Genomic DNA, 18,034 nt, shown 5'->3' on the forward strand with positions numbered 1-18,034 from the left:
AATCCTTATGGGATGGATACAAAGCTTGCCAGGCCTTTTTCCATGGAATCGAAATGGCAGAAAAAGTCATCCATGTCCAGCAGGGTGAAAATACGGCGTACCTGAGGGAGCATACCGCAGAAGCGCAGGTCGCCACCTTTCTGACGGATGGCCGCAATGGTACCGATAAAACAGCCCATACCCGCGCTGCTGATGTACTCCAGTTTTTCCACACAGAGCAGGATGAGGGGGAGAGAGGATCCGGCCATTTTCTGGAGAAGCTGATCCAGATCAGAACTGGTATCTGCGTTGAGAACGCCTTCGAGGTGAAGGACTTCAACATGGTTTACGGTGTGTTTCCGGATTGTGAGCATGCTGAACCTCATCGGATATGAAAAATGGGTATGTACGGGGGAAAAAGCCTATTGCCTTGGGGCAAGGTAGCGTTTCATGGTGAGCTGGTTCTGTTTTCCCTCTTTCCTTTCGTAATGCACTTCGTCCATGATTTTGCGGATCAGGTGAAGTCCCAGACCTCCGGCTTTCGGGTGCTGTCGCAGGGCCTGGATATCCAGGGGCTTGAAGGGATCCGGGTTAAACAGACGGCCTCCTTCCCCCTCATCTTTCAGGATAATGGTGATATCCCGGGAAGAAAAGCGGATTTCGGCTTCGATTTGTCCCACTTTTTCCTGTGACCCATAGGCGTGGCGTACCACATTGTTGCATGCCTCATCCAGTGCAAGGGCGATATCGTTGGCGGTATCTGTATCCACAGTGGGGATTTCAGAGGCTGTTTTCCGGGCAAGCCTTCGGATCAGTTCCACCTGGCGGGTTTCTGCGGGAAAAACAAGGGTAAGACGACATTCTTTTTTCATCTGGATGGCGGTGAGGTCTCCTTCCGGAATGCCCAGTGCAAGCCCCTGGTGTTTCAGAAAGGACTGGGTCTCATCCGGAAAAAAGGAGGAAGCATTCATGGAAAGACTCCTGTGCAGGGGAGAACAGGCTGTTTAGGGCACAAAACGGAGCGCCACAAGGGTCATGTCATCATGAACTCGGGCATGACCACGGAAAGTCCGGATTTCTGTGAGCAGGTGCAGGATAAGATCCTTTGCCGTTTTGTGGGGAGATGCCAGGATGGCATGGATGCGTTCTTCTCCAAAGCGTTCGTTGTCGGGAGAAAGACATTCACTGAGACCATCGGTGTAGAGAAGAAGGCAGTCTCCTGATTCAAGGGATAGCGTAAGGTTTTTCAGGCGTATGTCAAATGCTTTTTGATGCAGACGGCAAAAGGGGTATCCTTCGGGCTTGATTCGAATAATGTCACCGGAATGCCTTCGCAGAAGCACGGGATCATGCCCTGCTGAAACCAGGGTCAGGCAACGCGTCTCTGTATCTAAAAGGAGGTAGTTGAGGGTCAGAAAATGTCCCTGTCCCATGGCTTCCGGCAGGGTACGGTTCAGGCGGCTGAGCAGGGCTTCCGGTTGATCCAGAAGCTCAGGACAGGAGTGGAGGAGGATGCGTGCAGCGTGGGCGATGAGGGCTGCGGGCATTCCCTTGCCTGAGGCATCCGCCACCACAAGCCCTATGCGGGAAGTGCTCAGCGGAAAAAAGTCAAAATAGTCTCCGCTGACTTCCAGGGCAGGATCGAAGAAAAAGGCCGTATCCAGACCCGCCATGACGGGGGGATGATCAGGAATCAGCGCCTGCTGTATGGAGGCAGCAGCCTGAAGTTCTCCTTCCATTCTGGCTTTTTTTGCCTTTTCGTCCAGGCCCTGCAAGATGGAAAGACGCATGGTATTGATGGCATCGACAACAATGTCCAGTTCATCTTTTCGGCCGCTGCGTTTTTTTCCTGGAAGGCGCAGGGGCATTTCCAGTCGATCCAGGTTCATCTGCCGTGTATAGCTGGCCATGGCTTCCAGATGGCGGGTGACAAGATTGCGGATAATCCACAGAAAAAAAAGACTGATGATGCCAAGATCCAGGGTTCGCATGGTAAAAATTTGCAGCGCACTTTCCCGGATTCTGCTCTTGGCGGCATCCATGTTCATGGTGACCAAGAGGCTGCCAATGGTGCTGGGTGCAAGGACTTCGGGTTGATACAGGGGAAACGTCCGTTGCAGTCCCGTACTTATGGCTGTCCCTTTTTCAGCCAGAAGGCGGTGTTTTTCATCGTAAACGGCCAGATGCACCACATCCTGAATGTTGTGAATACCTTCGAGGAGCAGCCGGGTTTCCGTATCTCCCATGTTCCAGACCACGGCGGACAAGGCATCGGTATAGGTGGCACCGATCTGTTCCAGCCGGTTTTCCATACGCAGCATTTCCCGTTGGTGTTCCCTGAAAATAAGAACCAGGGTGGACAGCACTGTAAGAACAAGGGTCAGGGCAAGAAAGGCAAAAAGAATACGAAAGGAAAGGGAAGACTTCATGGGAGCAGGCCTTAGGGGGGTGCGGATGCTTTTTTATACACCAAACGGTCGGCACTAAGCCAGGTGAAAATTTGACACGGTTTGACCAACAGTTTTCTTGTAGTATTTCAAGGCAGATCCGTATCTTAAAAATGGTCATGCTGGGTATAAAATAGCGTTCAGTGTTTTTTTTCGTTGAGAAGCCGTTGCCGCTCAAGGAGTTGCAGGGAGTTGATATGTCGTGCCAGCAGGGTTTCTTCCCTTGCATCCATTTCCACAAAAGAAAATCCGGCAACAAACATTTGAGTTTTTGTATCCTGTTCTTTCCGCACCATCTGGATTTTTGCGCTGATATGAATATCTGCAAGCGTACCTTCTATGGCTTCAAAAAAAAGTTCCAGTGTGCAGTAAGCGCCTTTTTCCGGGAGGAGGGCTGCGTGTTCGGGGGAGAAAAGCAGGCCGATTCCCAGAATGGAGATATCCTGAAAGACAAAGTGGTGCTTGGATGTGAGCAGGGTATGACCGGACAGAATTTTACCCGCCATGTGATGGGCGTAAGGCTGGCAGGCGCATCGAAAGGCTTGGCGTTCACCGCGCAGACCGATGTGACGGAGGGGCAGGGTGAAGCGCAGCAGCAGGGCGGATTCGGAGTGCCCGTCTTCATGAAAATAGTGGGGAATGGATTCCACGGCGATGATGTGCAGACCGGGACGGCCTTTTTCCGGATGGGCATATTCCGTTGCCACAAGATCCAGGGTGTCAAGGGAGGTCAGGCTGCGCAGAGGTGTTTTGGGTGTGGAGACCACCAGGGACTGTGCGGAGAGATTGATCTCCAGAATCCGGGTTTCCAGAAAAGTGGGCTGGAGTCTTTCCCGATCCTGCAGGAGAAAACAGGAAGCCCCTTTGGAAAATGAAAAGTCATTTGCCGCATGGGAACTGTTAGTTTCTCCCTGCGGAACGATAAAAAGGGGAATCCGGATTTCGTTGCTGAGGGCGCTGCCTTCCCTTACAGATGTCTTTAAGACCCGGATGCGGATTTCATGTTTTCCCGTCTGCTCAAACCTCCATGTTCTGCAATTGCTGCCTTCATCGGTTTCAGGCAGTACCCGCCAGGGATCGTCCAGGTTTTCCAAGCTGCTGAGATAGCGGTATGAGAAATGGAAAAGATAGGGTTCCTCCGCTTGTTCCTGATCCGTTTCCACCTGAATGCGGATTTTTTCCTGGCGTACCGGATTGCCCGTGATGGAAAAGCCACGGATAAAGGGCGGTGTGGGGAGTGCTTCCGGCTTGCGGGAAGCCATTTTTTTTTCAAGATCCCGAAGCATTTCCGTGAGAGGGGCCTCAATGTCTTCGGGGAGGCTGGCAAGCCACAGGGCCATACGCTGGTAGGCAGGAAGGTCATGGGTGGAGAGAAGGGAGATGAGTTCCCTGAGGCTGGCACCATTCTTTACCTTGAAGGAAAAAGGGAGTCCCATTTCTCCGTAGATGCGGTCGATGCGTTTCAGAACAGGTTCCAGGGCAATTCGGATGATGATGGCAGGTTTTTTGATAGCCAGTACCCTGAGGGCATTTCTCACCATGAATTCCGCATTGTCTCCGGGTTTGGGGCTGTAGGCTCTCAAGTCCAGAGCAAGGGAAAATCCTTTGCGCATACTGCGGATCTGGCTTGTCAGATCTTGGATGATTCTGACGCCCTCTTCTTCCAGTACAAGGCCGCGCATACGCAGAAGCAGGCAATTTTCCTTTTCAGATTTAAAAATATGATACATGCAGGCCTATTCCGGAAAGTGGTTGTTGATCCTAAAAGTGGTGGTTTCAGATTCTGGTTTCGTGGATCAAAACATGCACATCATTTTTGTCAGATATTTCTGATTTTTAGAGAATCAGGGATGTGCTTAAACATACAGGCAGACCCGTGAATATTCAACCGTATTTTTATTCGAACCCCTGTTCAGTGTTTTGACAGTCATGGAATCTGTCGAATTTTAAAAAGAAGGGATGGAGAAGGTATCGAAAACTTCTGTCATGCAAACCTTGTTCTCTCGGAAAAAAATTGCTATTTGAAACTATCATTACCCTGGCAAGAATAAAGGCATAGATTCATCCTTCTGAAGAGGCATTGGGTGGTTTGATATATCCGCATGATGGGACATGGAAGATACGGGGGGAAAATGGGGGGATTCAAGGAGGCTTTTTGGGAATTTTTTATACCCGCAGATTTTGACTCGCATCCGGAAAAGAAGCGGGTGGCGGTTTTTATTGTTCTTTTTAGCATGGTAGCCTCGGTTCTTTTTCTTCTGACCACGTTGCGCTGGTTTCGCATGGGAGAAAGCGTTCTGGCCACCAATATTGTTGTGGTCATGCTGGGGATTGTGTTTGCCCCCTTCCTTCTTCGTCTGACAAAATCCTCAAGGATTGTTGCGACCTTTATCATGGCGCTTCTGGCCTGGTATTTTTTCTTTTATATCTGGCGTACAGGGGGCATGGATTCCAGCGCTTTGAGCTGGCTTTTTGTGTTTCCGGTGATTACCGCCGTTTTTCAGGGATTATGGGCCTGTGTTGGCTGGTCTCTTGTCATGGGTTTAGCCATTATTTTTTTCAATTACGCTCCAGGTCTTGGGATTGTCTTTCCTGTACTGGAGGTGAGTGCGCTTCAGCGGGCGGAGCTTCGTTTTGGGGATGTCATCCGGCAGCTTATCAGTATAGCTGTCTGCATGTTTGTAATAGAACGCATGCGCCTGAAGGCTATGGCAGCCCAGAAGGAGGCGGATGGCAGACAGCAGCAGGCCATGGAGGCTCAGGCCAGATCCGCAGCAGAACTCGCCCGGAACATGGAGGGCTTGCAGCAGGTCTTTGACCGCACCACGAAAAATGCCTGTGACCTTCTTGAGGCTTCCCAAGCTCTGGCTTCTGCCAGTATCCGCATGGGAGATGAAGCCAGCAGGACGGCTGGCGTTTCGGGAGAGGTTCGGGATCTGACTCAGGAGATTCAGGAAATTCTCCATGTGATGGCTTCTTCTGTGGAAGAGACGGCGGTTTCCATCCGGGAAGTCCGGGATCGTGTCAATGAGGGGGCCGGTGTGGCCCGGACAGCGGTCAAGGAAGCTGAAGCGGCCAATGCCATGATTGAAAAACTTTCGGAAAGTACACGTCGGATCGGTAATGTGACGGCGGTGATCCAGGAAATATCCGAACAGACCAATCTTCTGGCTTTGAATGCCACCATTGAGGCGGCCAGGGCCGGAGAATCGGGAAAGGGGTTTGCCGTTGTGGCCGGTGAAATCAAGGAGCTTTCCCGTAAAACACGGGAAGCAACGGAAGAAATCCGCAATCATATTGTGGAAAATGAACATACGGTGGAAAAGGTGGTGCAGAGTAACCGGGCCATCGGACAAACCATTGCCGTGATGCGGGAAGGGGAGGATTCCATTGCTGCCGCTGTGGAGGAACAGAGTGTGGTGATTGAGGATATTGCCGCCCGTATCGGAGAATCTGCCAGTAGGAGCGATGCGGTAGCTGAGAATATGCTGGCTCTGAACCGGGCTGTGGAGGGCATCCGTCAGGATATTACGGAAATGGCCGGGTCTGCGACTTTCCTTGAAAAACTGGCAAAAGACCTGAACGATGTCTGTGTTCTGAAAGAGTAAACCGAAAAAATTCAGGAGTGGATTGCGTGGATGAGATGAAACGTGAAAAACTGGCCCAATGGCATGATGTGGTCTTTAATCGTAACATGGAGGCCCTTGAGTCCATGCTGGCAGAAGATGTGCAGTTTTATTCTCCAGCCCTCTGGAAACCCAAAAATACCCGTATGGAAGCCGTGGTTCTTCTCAGTACGGTGATTGAGGTGTTTCAGAATTTTACCTACCACCGGGAACTGATACAGGGGCAGAACTGGGCTTTGGAGTTCAGTGCGGATGTGGGAGATAAGTCCGTGAAGGGTATGGATCTCATTGAATTCAATGAGGAAGGGAAAATTCAGCGTTTTGAGGTCTTTATCCGTCCTTTGACGGGCCTGATGACCCTGGCCCAGATGATGGGGGAACGCCTGAAGGAAAAGGGATATATTTGATTGAAAAAAGGTTCCAGTTTTTTTTAAGAACTGGAACCCTGAACAATATGGGGGGAGAGCAAAGGGCCGCAAGGCCCTTTTTTATTGCATGGGCAGGGCGGGTTCATCGAAAATGGGGGGGTCATCATCAAAAAATTCCGGAAGAATCCGCTGATCCCGCTCAATGAGGCAGCGCAGGCGTACCGCACAGTATTTTCTGCAAATTCGGTTGCTCATGCGGAAATGGGTAAAACATTCAAGGGTATCTTCGTGACGGGCAAGGATATACCGGGGGTGTTTCATGGGGTGGACTCCAAAAGACGGCACAGGGGTTCATGAATCCGGCCATTGGTGGCCAGAAGACTTGACGCGTGGATATGGTAGGGCTGGCCTTCGAAATCCGTAAGGCAGGCCCCGGCTTCCTCTGCAATGAGGCTGCCTGCGGCGGTATCCCAGGGTTTCAGGCTTTCCTCCCAGAAGGCATCAAAGGAGCCGCTGGCCAGATAGCAGAGATCCAGGGAAGCCGCTCCCAGGCGACGGATTCCCCGTGCGGCATGGAGACAGCGGCGAAAGCGGGTGGTAATGGCGGAGAGATTCTCACGGACGGAGTAGGGAAAACCCGTTGCCAGCAGGCTGTCTTCCAGGGTGTCTGTGGTGGATACATGGATGGGGGATTCGTTTTTAAAAGCTCCTTTTGCCGCCATGGCTGTGAAGCATTCCCCCAGCAGGGGATTGTACACGCAGCCTGCCAGCAGGCGCCCTCTAAAGGATACGGCAAGGGAAACGGCAAAAAAGGGAAGGCTGTGGGCAAAATTGGTGGTGCCGTCCAGGGGGTCGAGAATCCATTGGAAAGGAGCTTCTGCCCTGTGACTTCCGGATTCTTCGGCAAGAATACCGTGTTCCGGGTACCGGCTTTCAATGAGAGAAAGCACAGCCCTTTCTGTAGCCGTATCGGCCTCGGTGACAAGGTCTGTACGGCCTTTTTTCTGGATGTGCTGAAGCTTTCCGAAATGGGCCATGAGAACCTCTCCCCCGACCCGGGCCGCCTCAACGGCGGTATGCAACAGCGCTTCGCTCATCATCGACCCTGATATAGGAATTTTACCGTAAGAAGTCAATTGGACTCTTCTCCTGTGGGGGCTGCATCGGCAAAAGGACGGGAGCCAGTCTGGCGGTAAAGGTTTTCTTCCATACGTTCCAGAAGTGGGCGCAGCGTGGGGCGCGACAGAGCCGAGACGGCAATCCCCTGACCACCACGGAGTGCCCTTTCCAGTTCTTTGGGATCGGCAGCGTCCATTTTGTTGAAAACCCGGATCTGGGGAATATCCGTAAGGGAAAGATCTTCAAGCACCTTTTCCACGCTGGCCATCTGTTTTTCCCATGCAGGGTTGGAGATATCCACCACATGCAGCAGAATGTCGGCATTTTCCAGCTCTTCCAGGGTGGCGCGGAAGGCTGCCATCAGCTCTTTGGGCAGGTTGCGGATAAAACCTACGGTATCGGTAATAATCACTTCCACATCCTGAGGGAAGCGCAGGCGTCTGGAGGTGGGATCGAGGGTGGCGAACATCTGATCCTTGGCCTGGACGGCACTCTGGGTCAGGGTATTGAGCAGGGTGGATTTTCCGGCATTGGTATAGCCCACAATGGAGAAAACCGGCAGGCCCTGGCGGTTTCGTCGGGCCTTCTGCTGCTGTCTGTGGCGCTGGACATCTCCTACGGCCTTTTCCAGACGGAGGATCTGTTCCCTTACCCGTCTGCGGTTGATTTCCAGTTTGGTTTCACCGGGGCCTCTGCCGCCGATACCACCCGTCAGACGGCTCATGGCCGTATTTTTTTCCGTGAGCCGGGGCTGGAGGTATTTGAGCTGGGCCAGTTCCACCTGTAGTTTTCCTTCCCGGCTCTGGGCCCTGCGGGCAAAGATATCTAAAATGAGCTGGGTACGGTCAATAACCTTCAATTCCATGCGGTCACTGACATTGCGTACCTGGGCAGGAGAAAGCTCCTGGTCAAAGATGATGAGGGTGGCTGCATCCTGAAGGGCCATAAGGTAGAGATCCTTCAGCTTACCCTGGCCCATGAGGGTTTTGGGGTCGGGTTTCTGTCGGGTTTGCATCAGGGTGCAGATCACATGTACACTGCAGGACTCCGCCAGTTCGCGCAGTTCTGCCATGTGGGCTTCGGCTTCTGTCCGGCTCAGACCGGAAACCCCTACGAGAATGGCCCGTTCCACACCCGCAGGAGCATCCTTGAGGGAACCGGAGCGGCTGAGTTCATCTTCAAGTTCCAGAATGAAGTGGAGGCAGTCGTTCTCAAGGAGCCCGGCATCACCGGGGGGAAGCACATGGCAGGGATTGTTACTCCCGCCGCCGGGAAGTACATGGGCCACATGCACCTCAGAAAGGGTTCCCTTCGGCGTCAGACAGAGGGCACAGATGAGGTCAAGGCGCAGAAGGGCAAGGTCTGTGAGGTCATCCTGGCTGAGTTCTTCTCCGTTGAGGTGGGTATGCACGATGCGGATGCCCCGCAGACGTCCTGGGGCTGTTCTGAAATCTGAAAGATCGGGGATCAGAATTTCCTTGGCATCCCCGGCAATGACCCGTACCACCTTTCCGCCTCTGTCGATGGCAAGGCCGATCTGGCGATGCATCTCCCGGGAGAGGGCGCAGAGTTCCTGGGCGAGGGATTCAGGGAGGATACAATCCTGGGGAATCCGCTGACTGTAAAGGCTTTCAAGGGCCTTGATCTGTCGGGCTTTCAGCCCGTCTGTTGTACCGTATACTTCGGCCATGGGTCACCTTCCGGAATATCAGTGGGGGTATTCGCCTGAGGCGAGATCTTCAAAGCGGGTATAGGATCCGAGGAAGGCCATGTGGGCCGTTCCTACGGCACCATTTCTGTGTTTGGCAATGATGACCTCTGCCTTTCCCCTGTTGGGGTTGTTTTCGTCCTTATTATAGACCTCATCCCTGTAGATGAACATGACAATATCCGCATCCTGTTCCAGGGAGCCGGATTCTCTGAGATCCGACAGCATGGGGCGTTTATCGGCACGTTGTTCCAGCATACGGTTGAGCTGGGAGAGGGCGATAACGGGAATCTGGAGTTCCTTGGCCAGTCCCTTGAGGGATCTTGAAATTTCAGCAATTTCCAGATCCCTGCGATCCGAATGGGAAGAACCCCGCATGAGCTGGAGATAGTCGATGATGAGCAGTCCCAGACCCTTTTCCAGTTTGAGACGTCTGGCTTTGGCGCGGATATCCATGGGGGATACATCTGGAGAATCGTCGATGTAGATGGGAGCTTCGTAGAGAATGGAGGCCGCTGTATTGATGCGGTTCCATTCCTCCGGAGAGAGGGAGCCTCCCCGAACCTTGCCGGATTCCACCCGGGCTTCCGCCGTAAGGAGCCGCATGGAGAGCTGTTCTTTGCTCATTTCCAGGGAGAAGATGGCCACAGGAACTCCGGATTCCACAGCCGCATTTCGGGCAAGGTTCAGTACAAAGGAAGTTTTACCCATGGCAGGTCTTGCAGCAAGGATAAGGAGGTCTGAGTTTTGCAAACCGGAGGTGAGCTGGTCAATGCGACGGTAGCCGGTGGCGATGCCTGTGATGTCTTTCTGGCTCCCCTGTTGTTGCTCTATGGTGTCAATATTGATGTCAATGAGCTGGTTTAAGGGAGAAAAGGCCTTGCGGGTTTTATTTTCAGCAATCTCAAAAATGACACTCTGCGCGAAGTCGATAACGCTGTCCACATCGCCGGCATCGGAAAAGCATTTGCCCACAATCTGGGTGGCCCGTTCAATGAGTCTGCGCAGGGAGGCCTTGTTCTTGATGATTTTTGCGTATTCTACAGCATTGGGGGCAATGGGAATGGTATCCACAATGCGGGCCAGGGATGCTGCGCCACCAATACTTTCCAGATGCCCGGAATCCTGAAGAAAATTTGCCACAGTGACAAGGTCTGCGGGCTGGCCCTTTGCAAAAAGGGTGCGTGCCGCACCATAGATTTTCTGGTGGGCGGCACGGTAAAAATGTTCGGGATCCAGAATATCCACAATATCCATGAGCACATCATTGTGGATGAGAATGGCGCTTAAGAGGGATGTTTCCGCCTCAGGGCTGTGGGGCGGTGTCCGGGAAAAAAGGGGATCTTTGTCACTGGAGGGATGTTCAGACATGGAGGCCTCAGACAGGTCAGGCGGAAAGTTCCGTAAAACTTTCCGCCTGATTTTTTTGGATAAAGAAAAACCAGAAAATTCCAGCCTGAAGATCAGGCTGCAGGTACCACTTCCACAGTGATTTCAGGCTTGACACCCTTGTAAACCCGAACCGGTACCTTGTAGATTCCAAGGGCCTTGATGGGTTCGGCAAGAAGAAGCTGGCGTCTTTCCACTTCCACGTTCTGCTCCTGAAGAGCACGGATGATATCCTGAACGGAAACGGAGCCGTAGAGCTTGCCTTCGTCTGCAACCTTGGCGGAGATGGTGATGGAAATTTCGGCAAGACGAGCCGCCAGCTCTTCTGCACTGGCACGTTCCTTGGCAATCTGGGCCTGAACGCGGGCCTTGTTCTGTTCCATGACTTTACGGTTCTGGGCAGTGGCGGGGATGGCCTTGTTTTGGGGCAGCAGGTAGTTGCGTGCATACCCGTCCGCCACGCTGACCTCGGAACCGATAATGCCGAGGGATTCAATGGTTTCTTTGAGGATAACTTTCATCATAATTATAAACCTCCGGATGTCTGTGAGGACGACGTCAGGGTGTTGGCGTTGTCTGAATACGTTTACGAAAATTGAGCCAAGTATCAAAGATGCCTATCAGCAGAATTAACAGAATAAGAATCTGTTGGATCAGCATCAGGGCATAAAGCGTATACCGGATAAGGGGGGGTACCCTGCGGTGCTGAAACCAGAAAGCTGTAATGGCCATGCCCTGTAGAAAATAAAGGGGCAGAAGCAGAAGCAGACAGGAAAGTCCCAGGATACGGATTGGGGGAACGGGCAGGAGCAGAATCAGTCCCGTTACGATAAACCCCCAGATAAAAAAGGGGGGTACCCCCCAGTTCATGAAAAACCCCAGATCTGGTATAGCTGTTTTCCGATGGCGGACAATGGATCTGGCTGCCAGCAGGTTGAGCCAGGCAGCAAGAATCAGCAGGGTAGCCATAATAGCAGGTAAAAGCCGTGTCAGGGCATATTCCAGCCGTGGTAAAGAGGCTTCGAAAAGAGCCAGGGTTTCCTCGGGCATTTCCATTTGCCGATAGATCTCAAGGGTAAGGTTGAGATTGGCAGCAATATGGGTACTGATCAAGGCGAAGGGACTCTTTCCGCTGTTCAGAGAGAGGATGAGGACGCCCAGAATACCGGCAAGCAAAACAGTGAGGATACCCTGGGTGACAAAGATTTCCTTGCTTTTTCCCCGTCTCCATCCTTCTCCCATCATAAATCCATAAAGCAGCATGCCGCCATAGAAAAACATATCCGGTGTCATCCGGCCCAACAGTATGGGCGGCAGGGTCAGTACCATGCCTGCAAGGAGGCATGCGGGGATGACGGTTTCATTTTCAAGCCGGAGAAGCAGCATGGGAAGAGGGAGAAAAAGGGCTGGGAAAATGCCGATAAAGGGCAGCATTACCCCAGAAACCGCAAGCAGTCCGGCCAGCATCAATAAACTGGCAAAACTTTTCAGCCCTGCGTTTTCTCCCCCGTCCATGGTTATACCTTTCCCTGTGATTCCTTATTCAATATTACCGACAAAGGGCATCAGTGCAATATTGCGGGAACGTTTGATGGCTGTGGTCAGGAGGCGCTGATGCTTGGAACAGGTTCCGGTGATCCGTCTGGGGATGATCTTGCCGCGTTCCGTAACAAAATACTTCAGTCCTTTGAAGTCCTTGTAGTCAATGGGCAGCTTGGCATCTGCACAGAAACGGCATACTTTTCTGCGGTGATAAACACGTCTTTTTTTCTTTCTGGATACTTTGGCAGTTCTGGGATTCACCATGGCAGATTAGTCCTCCTTGTCGAAATCGTCATCATCATCATCGTCGTCATCGTCATCATCGTTATCCCGGCGGTTTTCAAGGGCTGCTGCGGCTTCGGCTGCGGCCTTTTCGGCAGCAATCGCTTCAGCCTCGATTTTTTCAAGGCTGCTGTATTTGTCGAGCAGTACGGTGATGTATTTGATAACCCGATCGTCAAGGCGGAAGCTGCGTTCCAGCTCAAAAATCAAGTCTCCCTGGCAGAGATAGTCGAGGCGGATATAGTGACCACGAACTTTTTTTGCAATGGGATAAGCCAGTTTACGGTTGCCCCACTCGTCAATTTTGGCAATCTGACCACCAGTGGATTCGATAAGGGCGGTGCTGCGCTCAAGAATCTGGGTCCTTACTTCTTCGGGAAGATCCGGATCCAGGATGAAGATGGTTTCATATCTTCTCATAAACAATCCTTTCGGGTTTAAAGCCCAGGCCATTTTTCATGCATGGGCAAGGAAGCTCCATCCCTTGGCGGGACAGGCGTAAAAAATCAAGATTGAATACTATTGCCTTACCTTCTTGTCAAGGCTCTGCTCTTGGAATTACCAGCGGACATAATGATCTTCTGTCCATCCGGGTATGGCGGAAAGATCCAGGGCTGGGAAGGTGGGAAGGTGGATACGGCCCGTAAAGGTGCCTGTGTTCTGAAGAAAGTTTGTGGCAATGAGGCCTGCATTGAAACGTTGGGCAATGTTGCCCGCAGGATGGAAGGTGAGATCCAGGCTGTGGTCTTCCGTGTAGACCCGCCAATCCTGACGACTGGGTTTTTCCGGAATATCAAATATGACAGGGCCAAGATCTGTTGGGTTTCCGTCCAGCCATATCCGGTTTTCCGTAAAGCCCGTTTCATTGACACCCCAGGCGAGATTCATGCCAAAGTTCCGGCCATCGGGGAGTACCGTAGCCGCAGCGGCCCAGTTCCAGAAAGTTTCCCTCCTCAGAAGACCGCAGGTGCGATCCGTGAGAACCCGGCAGGAGGACGGCAGAAGCTCTCTTTGGAAGTTTTTTGTTCGGAAATATCCCGAGGCGGGTATGGGGGCCGCCTTGCGGGTGAAAGTCCAGCCTGCCCGGCCTGTGCGGGTACAGAGGCGCAGGGGAGAGGGTTCTTCTCCGAACTTGAGGACAAGGATGCTGTCTTTATGGGAAACCTCAAGGTGTCCCTTTTCCAGATGGATACGGAGTCCGGAACCCTGGAACTGAAGATTGGGAAATTCCGCCCGGCAGTCCATGGGATTTGGGGGGAGGACTCGGAGGGCAAAGGTCTGTACCCAGGGTGGCCCTGATGCTGGTCTTGCGTAGAAAAAGGCCTGTTGGGCAAAGGGAAGGCCTGCCAAGGCCACGCCCGCCGAAAAATCTCTGTCTGAAACACCGATAAAGACAAATTGGCGGTATTTCAGGGGGACAAGTCCTCTGGGTAAACCTCTGCCCATGGCAGATTTTAGAATAAAATTTTCAAGATTGATGGTGACGGGCTCTGTATACCGGCCAGGGTGAATCCTGCCGGTGACAGGACAGACCAGAGAGCATGACATGGGGTCTCCTGTGTCTTTTAGACTGTACAACCCGTTAAGAAGGTGGTTGTGTTTTTTTGGGTTTGGGAATTTCAGGCTGCTGAGGTAATGGCATCCATTTCTTCGGAACTGAGGACACGGTCGATGTCGAGTAGGATCTTGACCCGTCCTTCCATTTTGGCCATGCCCAGGATGTATTCCGTATGCACCCGGGTGCCGAAACTGGGAGGCGCTTCAATCTCCTCAACCCGGATATTGATGACTTCGGATACGGAGTCCACCACACACCCCATGAGAAGGGAAGTGCTGTTTCCCCTGATTTCCACAACGATGATGCAGGTGCGTTCGCTATAGTCTACGGGTGGCATGGAAAATTTGAGTCTCAGATCCACAACAGGAATCACCTTTCCTCTGAGATTGATAACGCCCTTGACAAAGGCAGGTGTCTGAGGAACGGAAGTGATGGGCATCATACCGATGATTTCCTTCACCTTAAGAATGCCGATTCCGTATTCTTCTGCTCCCAGCGAAAAGGTCAGGTATTTTCCGGCATTTGCGGTTTCACTCATGATGGATTCTCCTTTCATGGGGATGCGTATGACGTCTTTGGGGATGCATTCTTTTCCGTTTTTTTTACGGGTATGTTATTTCGTATTTGATACAGGAAAAGAAGAATCTGATTACGGACTCTGAATTAGCCCTTCCAGCCCTTGTCTTTGAGTTTATGCCATTTTCCTGAGAGGTGAGAACAGGCGCAAGACTTGCCTTCACAGGCATTGAACCTATAATTTCCATAAAAAGAAAAGCTGTTTTTTTGTGTCCGGAAAAACAGGCCAAAAAACAGAGAGTGAGCAGGAAACTTTACAGAATGGAATACATTAGCATAAAAGGTTTAATAAAAAAACGGGAAAAATTTGGATGCTACGGGCTTTTTTTTGACGTTCCTGCGTGAAAAGGGTAGGGTGTGAAAAGGCTGAAGTCCTTAGTCTTTTTTCCGGTAAGGGCAGACCTTCCGTTAGAAGGCAGGAAGATATGAAAAACGGGCTTTCCCCTGGGGAGGGCCGTCATAAGAGGATTTTCCAGGATGCTTGACAGTCGCTTAAGACCCTTGATTCAACCCCTTTTTAATATGATGGTACGGCCCTTTGCGGCCTGTGGTATGACGGCAATGCACCTGACCTTGCTTGCCCTGCTTTTGGGACTGACGGCTGCTTTTTTTCTCTGGCAGGAGTATCCACCACTCTGGGCTGTGTTTTTTTTGTGGCTTTCCGGGCTTTTTGATGTGCTGGATGGTACCCTTGCCCGGAGGCGGGGAAGCTGTTCCGCCACAGGGGCTTTTCTGGATGTATTGGGAGATCGCTGTGTCGAGGTGGCGGTGATTCTTGTTCTTGCCCTTGTGCGGCCAGAACTTCGTCTGGTTTTGATTTTCCTTCTTTCCGCTCTGCTGATTTCCGTAACCGTCCTTTTGCTCCATGGGGCACTGGTACCCGGTGATACCCGAAAGGCATTCCGGCATCAGCCGGGTTTTGCTGAACGTAGCGAGAGTTTTCTTTTTTTTACTCTCATTATTTTGTTTCCCAATGCCGGTATTTTTCTTACCCTTCTATTCGTTCTGGCGGTTGTCATTACATCCGGTCAGCGTATCCTGGAAAGTCTGATGCTTTTTCGTATCGGCAGCCAGGAGGGTGAGTCTGATGTGAACCCCAAAAGTCCCTGATCGTAATTTGCTGTATGCGTAATTTTTTATGGTTGTGTCGATATGGAGGAGTCCATGCCCATTTACGAGTTCCGGTGTCTTCAATGCCATCATGTTTTTGAACTCCTGATGCGTCTCAGGGAACCAAACCCCCTTTGTCCTTCCTGTGGTTCGGAAAAAACACAGAAGCTTATTTCCTGTAGCGCTATCCGGCCCGAGGGTATTGCCAGGGGGACTGGGGGATTTACCGGGCCCTCCTGCGGTGGAGGGTGTAAAAAATGATCTGCTTTCCGTATCTTTAAGGAATTTTAAGTTGACGTGATGGGTAAAATACAGTAAAGCATCCCTGTTTATGCGGGAATAACTCAGTGGTAGAGTGTCAGCTTCCCAAGCTGAAGGTCGCGGGTTCAAGTCCCGTTTCCCGCTCCAAAAGAAGAAAAGGTCACATCCTGCAATCAGGGTGTGACCTTTTGTTTTTCTGATTACCACCCTGACTCAGCCATGCCCTGCCTTTCCACGCTGGGGCATGGGAACCATAGCTGAAGCAAGATGGTAATCAGTTTGTTTTAAGCAACAAATAGGCGCAAATAGAAAGGTGCCCCTGTTTTATAGGGATGTGTGTAAAAACAAAGAATCCGCCGGGAATACCGACGGATTCTTTGTTTATGAGAAGGGAGCTGTTGAGGATCAGTTCCGGCGGGTGATGCGGGTCAGGAACATCAGACTCCCCAGTCCTGCCAGAAGGATCAGGAAGGTGGGGTAAGGAAGCTCCTGGGAAGCTGCCGTATCAATGAAGCAAGGACCGCCTGCAATTTCGCTGTCCACTTTTTTGGGGGTTGCGGGGTTGCCTTCCGCCATGAAACGCTTCACATCCGCGGCCAGCAGCTCATGGGCTTTGGAGGTGGGATGGATGGCGTCCCAGAAAAGGTAGTCCCCCACGGGTTCGTTTGTCTTTGTTGTCCGATTAAAGAGTTTGGAAGCTTCATCATACTGAAGAACATAATAACTTTCCGGAGAATTCTGGGGGAAAGTTTTAGCCTTAATCATTTTATCAAGATAGCCAAAGGTGTTGTAAAAGACAAACTCCGCCTGATTTTCACAATTTCCAAAGAGTTTGTGCGCTTCAACCAGATAGAGATCGTTGAAAAGAGCCGTGATCTGACTTGCACCATCAATGACAGCCTTTTTTGCAGCTTCTTGTTCTGCGTCGGTTTTTCCCGCACTTTTGGCCTGAAGTGCAGCAAGCTCACCGGTTTTCACGATCTGGGGTGTGGCACCGAGGTTCGGGAGGTTGAGCAGGAGGAAGTTTTTGGCCCCTTTGGAGATGAGTTTCTCAATGCTGCCGGTGATGTTGGAGATGATATTGTCTTTGAGATATTTTTTAATACTTTCCGTTACTTCATAGGTTACTTTTTGGGTGAAGGCGTCTGTTCCAGGGGCAAGGCCTGCGGCGATGGCTTTCTGTACCCCTGCATCTTTCCATTCCCCTTCTTTTTTTGCGCTGATATCGGAAAGACGTGCCATTACATCATTGCCACCGATCCAGAGAGCAACCAAGGTGTCAGATGAAATTTCTTTAGTTCCGAGAGAATCAATATATTTCTGAACTTGTTCTTTAAGACCAAACTGTGTGAGGGTTTGAGAAATTGAACCCCAAAGGTCATTTTTTGCCGAAGGGAAGAGTTTTGCTGAACCGATAAGATTATTAAGATCATTGGATTGCTGGCCAATCTTATTTAGTTCTGTAGCTAATGCTGTTGCTTTATTTTCAACATCGCTTGAGTCTATTGTAATTTCTTGCTTACCAACAGACTGAAGAAGGGTTTGTCCCGAAAGTTCAAGGGCTGCTGCAGCATCTTTAACAGCTTGAACAGGAATTAGAGGATGATTTTTATATCCAGAGCCGATGGCTATGGCTCCATCAGCTATCCCTTTTGCAATAGTAAAGGGTGCGCCTTGGGCAAAACGTGTGTACAGGTGGCCAGAAGACATGGCACCGCCAAAGGCTTTGTTGCTTACAAATTCGTCCGCTATTCCCAGCTTACCACTAAATGAATATAGCCAAACGCTTCCGGGATTGGTATCTGTCCAAGATTCAGGTATCTTATTCCATTCCAGTTTTTCGAATGTAGATTGAAGAAGAGGATTGGCAGCATATTGGGTGACCAAGCTGTCCATTTCTTTTTTCATATTGCCCTTATCCGATAAGCTGTCTCCGAAAATAAGGACTTCTGAGTAGGTCTTCGCCCAGGCACCCGATGCCATGGTGCAGAAGAAGAGGGCCACAAGGCCGAGGATGAGGCAGGTCTTTCTGGAAAATTTCAACACGGTTTCCTCCTTTGGTCGATGCT

The 18,034-nt window shown here is 51.2% G+C and carries 19 protein-coding genes and 1 tRNA gene; 5 read left to right on the forward strand and 15 right to left on the reverse strand.

Annotated features, from left to right (window positions below):
- Positions 1-5: 5 nt before the first annotated feature.
- The 4 genes from BR04_RS00770 to BR04_RS00785 form a co-directional block, all read right to left on the reverse strand.
- Positions 6-353 carry an STAS domain-containing protein gene (locus tag BR04_RS00770; protein WP_496354072.1) on the reverse strand — a complete coding sequence of 116 codons (348 nt, stop codon included), beginning with the start codon at positions 351-353 and terminating at the stop codon, positions 6-8.
- A gap of 48 nt (positions 354-401) precedes the next feature.
- The gene (locus tag BR04_RS00775) at positions 402-950 is read right to left on the reverse strand and encodes an ATP-binding protein (RefSeq protein ID WP_496354073.1); all 549 of its coding nucleotides are present in this window, start codon (positions 948-950) and stop codon (positions 402-404) included.
- A gap of 33 nt (positions 951-983) precedes the next feature.
- Positions 984-2,408 (reverse strand): PP2C family protein-serine/threonine phosphatase, encoded by a 1,425-nt coding sequence (locus BR04_RS00780; RefSeq protein WP_496354074.1) that lies wholly within the window; start codon positions 2,406-2,408, stop codon positions 984-986.
- Positions 2,409-2,566: 158 nt separating this feature from the next.
- Positions 2,567-4,156 carry a PilZ domain-containing protein gene (locus tag BR04_RS00785; protein WP_496354075.1) on the reverse strand — a complete coding sequence of 530 codons (1,590 nt, stop codon included), beginning with the start codon at positions 4,154-4,156 and terminating at the stop codon, positions 2,567-2,569.
- Between the two features lie 402 nt (positions 4,157-4,558).
- On the opposite strand from BR04_RS00785, the gene BR04_RS00790 reads away from it, so the two are divergent.
- Together BR04_RS00790 and BR04_RS00795 are read left to right on the forward strand one after the other, a co-directional pair.
- Positions 4,559-6,034, forward strand: a complete 1,476-nt coding sequence (locus BR04_RS00790) for a methyl-accepting chemotaxis protein (protein ID WP_496354076.1) — start codon at positions 4,559-4,561, stop codon at positions 6,032-6,034.
- A 26-nt stretch (positions 6,035-6,060) separates the two neighbouring features.
- Entirely contained in the window at positions 6,061-6,459 is a 399-nt protein-coding gene (locus BR04_RS00795) for a nuclear transport factor 2-like protein (protein WP_496354077.1), read from the forward strand.
- Between the two features lie 81 nt (positions 6,460-6,540).
- Here BR04_RS00795 and BR04_RS00800 read toward each other — a convergent pair whose 3' ends face one another.
- The 10 genes from BR04_RS00800 to BR04_RS00845 all read right to left on the reverse strand — a co-directional run bounded on the left by BR04_RS00800 (position 6,541) and on the right by BR04_RS00845 (position 14,556).
- A complete protein-coding gene (locus BR04_RS00800; protein WP_496354078.1) occupies positions 6,541-6,741 on the reverse strand; it encodes a hypothetical protein in 201 nt (66 codons plus the stop codon).
- Positions 6,738-7,517, reverse strand: a complete 780-nt coding sequence (locus tag BR04_RS00805) for an inositol monophosphatase family protein (RefSeq protein ID WP_496354079.1) — start codon at positions 7,515-7,517, stop codon at positions 6,738-6,740. The genes BR04_RS00800 and BR04_RS00805 overlap by 4 nt, the downstream gene beginning before the upstream one ends.
- Before the next feature lie 35 nt (positions 7,518-7,552).
- Complete coding sequence (gene hflX / locus BR04_RS00810) at positions 7,553-9,229, reverse strand: GTPase HflX (RefSeq protein WP_496354080.1); 1,677 nt, start codon at positions 9,227-9,229, stop codon at positions 7,553-7,555.
- Between the two features lie 18 nt (positions 9,230-9,247).
- Entirely contained in the window at positions 9,248-10,618 is a 1,371-nt protein-coding gene (dnaB, locus tag BR04_RS00815; RefSeq protein WP_496354081.1) for a replicative DNA helicase, read from the reverse strand.
- A 92-nt stretch (positions 10,619-10,710) separates the two neighbouring features.
- Positions 10,711-11,157 (reverse strand): 50S ribosomal protein L9, encoded by a 447-nt coding sequence (gene rplI / locus BR04_RS00820; RefSeq protein WP_496354443.1) that lies wholly within the window; start codon positions 11,155-11,157, stop codon positions 10,711-10,713.
- Between the two features lie 37 nt (positions 11,158-11,194).
- A complete protein-coding gene (locus tag BR04_RS00825) occupies positions 11,195-12,151 on the reverse strand; it encodes a DUF2232 domain-containing protein (RefSeq protein WP_496354082.1) in 957 nt (318 codons plus the stop codon).
- Positions 12,152-12,175: 24 nt separating this feature from the next.
- Positions 12,176-12,442 (reverse strand): 30S ribosomal protein S18, encoded by a 267-nt coding sequence (gene rpsR / locus BR04_RS00830; RefSeq protein ID WP_496354083.1) that lies wholly within the window; start codon positions 12,440-12,442, stop codon positions 12,176-12,178.
- Positions 12,443-12,448: 6 nt separating this feature from the next.
- A complete protein-coding gene (gene rpsF, locus BR04_RS00835; protein WP_496354084.1) occupies positions 12,449-12,880 on the reverse strand; it encodes a 30S ribosomal protein S6 in 432 nt (143 codons plus the stop codon).
- Positions 12,881-13,018: 138 nt separating this feature from the next.
- The gene (locus BR04_RS00840; RefSeq protein ID WP_496354085.1) at positions 13,019-14,008 is read right to left on the reverse strand and encodes a DUF2804 domain-containing protein; all 990 of its coding nucleotides are present in this window, start codon (positions 14,006-14,008) and stop codon (positions 13,019-13,021) included.
- 71 nt (positions 14,009-14,079) lie between these two features.
- Positions 14,080-14,556 (reverse strand): chemotaxis protein CheW, encoded by a 477-nt coding sequence (locus tag BR04_RS00845; protein WP_496354086.1) that lies wholly within the window; start codon positions 14,554-14,556, stop codon positions 14,080-14,082.
- 515 nt (positions 14,557-15,071) lie between these two features.
- Between BR04_RS00845 and BR04_RS00850 the strand changes: the two genes are divergently transcribed.
- From BR04_RS00850 to BR04_RS00860, 3 genes are all read left to right on the forward strand, one after another.
- The gene (locus BR04_RS00850) at positions 15,072-15,704 is read left to right on the forward strand and encodes a CDP-alcohol phosphatidyltransferase family protein (RefSeq protein ID WP_496354087.1); all 633 of its coding nucleotides are present in this window, start codon (positions 15,072-15,074) and stop codon (positions 15,702-15,704) included.
- Between the two features lie 54 nt (positions 15,705-15,758).
- Entirely contained in the window at positions 15,759-15,965 is a 207-nt protein-coding gene (locus tag BR04_RS00855) for an FmdB family zinc ribbon protein (RefSeq protein WP_496354088.1), read from the forward strand.
- 72 nt (positions 15,966-16,037) lie between these two features.
- A tRNA-Gly gene (locus BR04_RS00860) sits at positions 16,038-16,112 on the forward strand.
- Positions 16,113-16,370: 258 nt separating this feature from the next.
- Here BR04_RS00860 and BR04_RS00865 read toward each other — a convergent pair.
- Positions 16,371-18,011 (reverse strand): SGNH/GDSL hydrolase family protein, encoded by a 1,641-nt coding sequence (locus BR04_RS00865; RefSeq protein ID WP_496354089.1) that lies wholly within the window; start codon positions 18,009-18,011, stop codon positions 16,371-16,373.
- Positions 18,012-18,034: the final 23 nt, after the last annotated feature.

It is taken from the genome of Desulfobotulus sapovorans DSM 2055 (assembly GCF_059569355.1).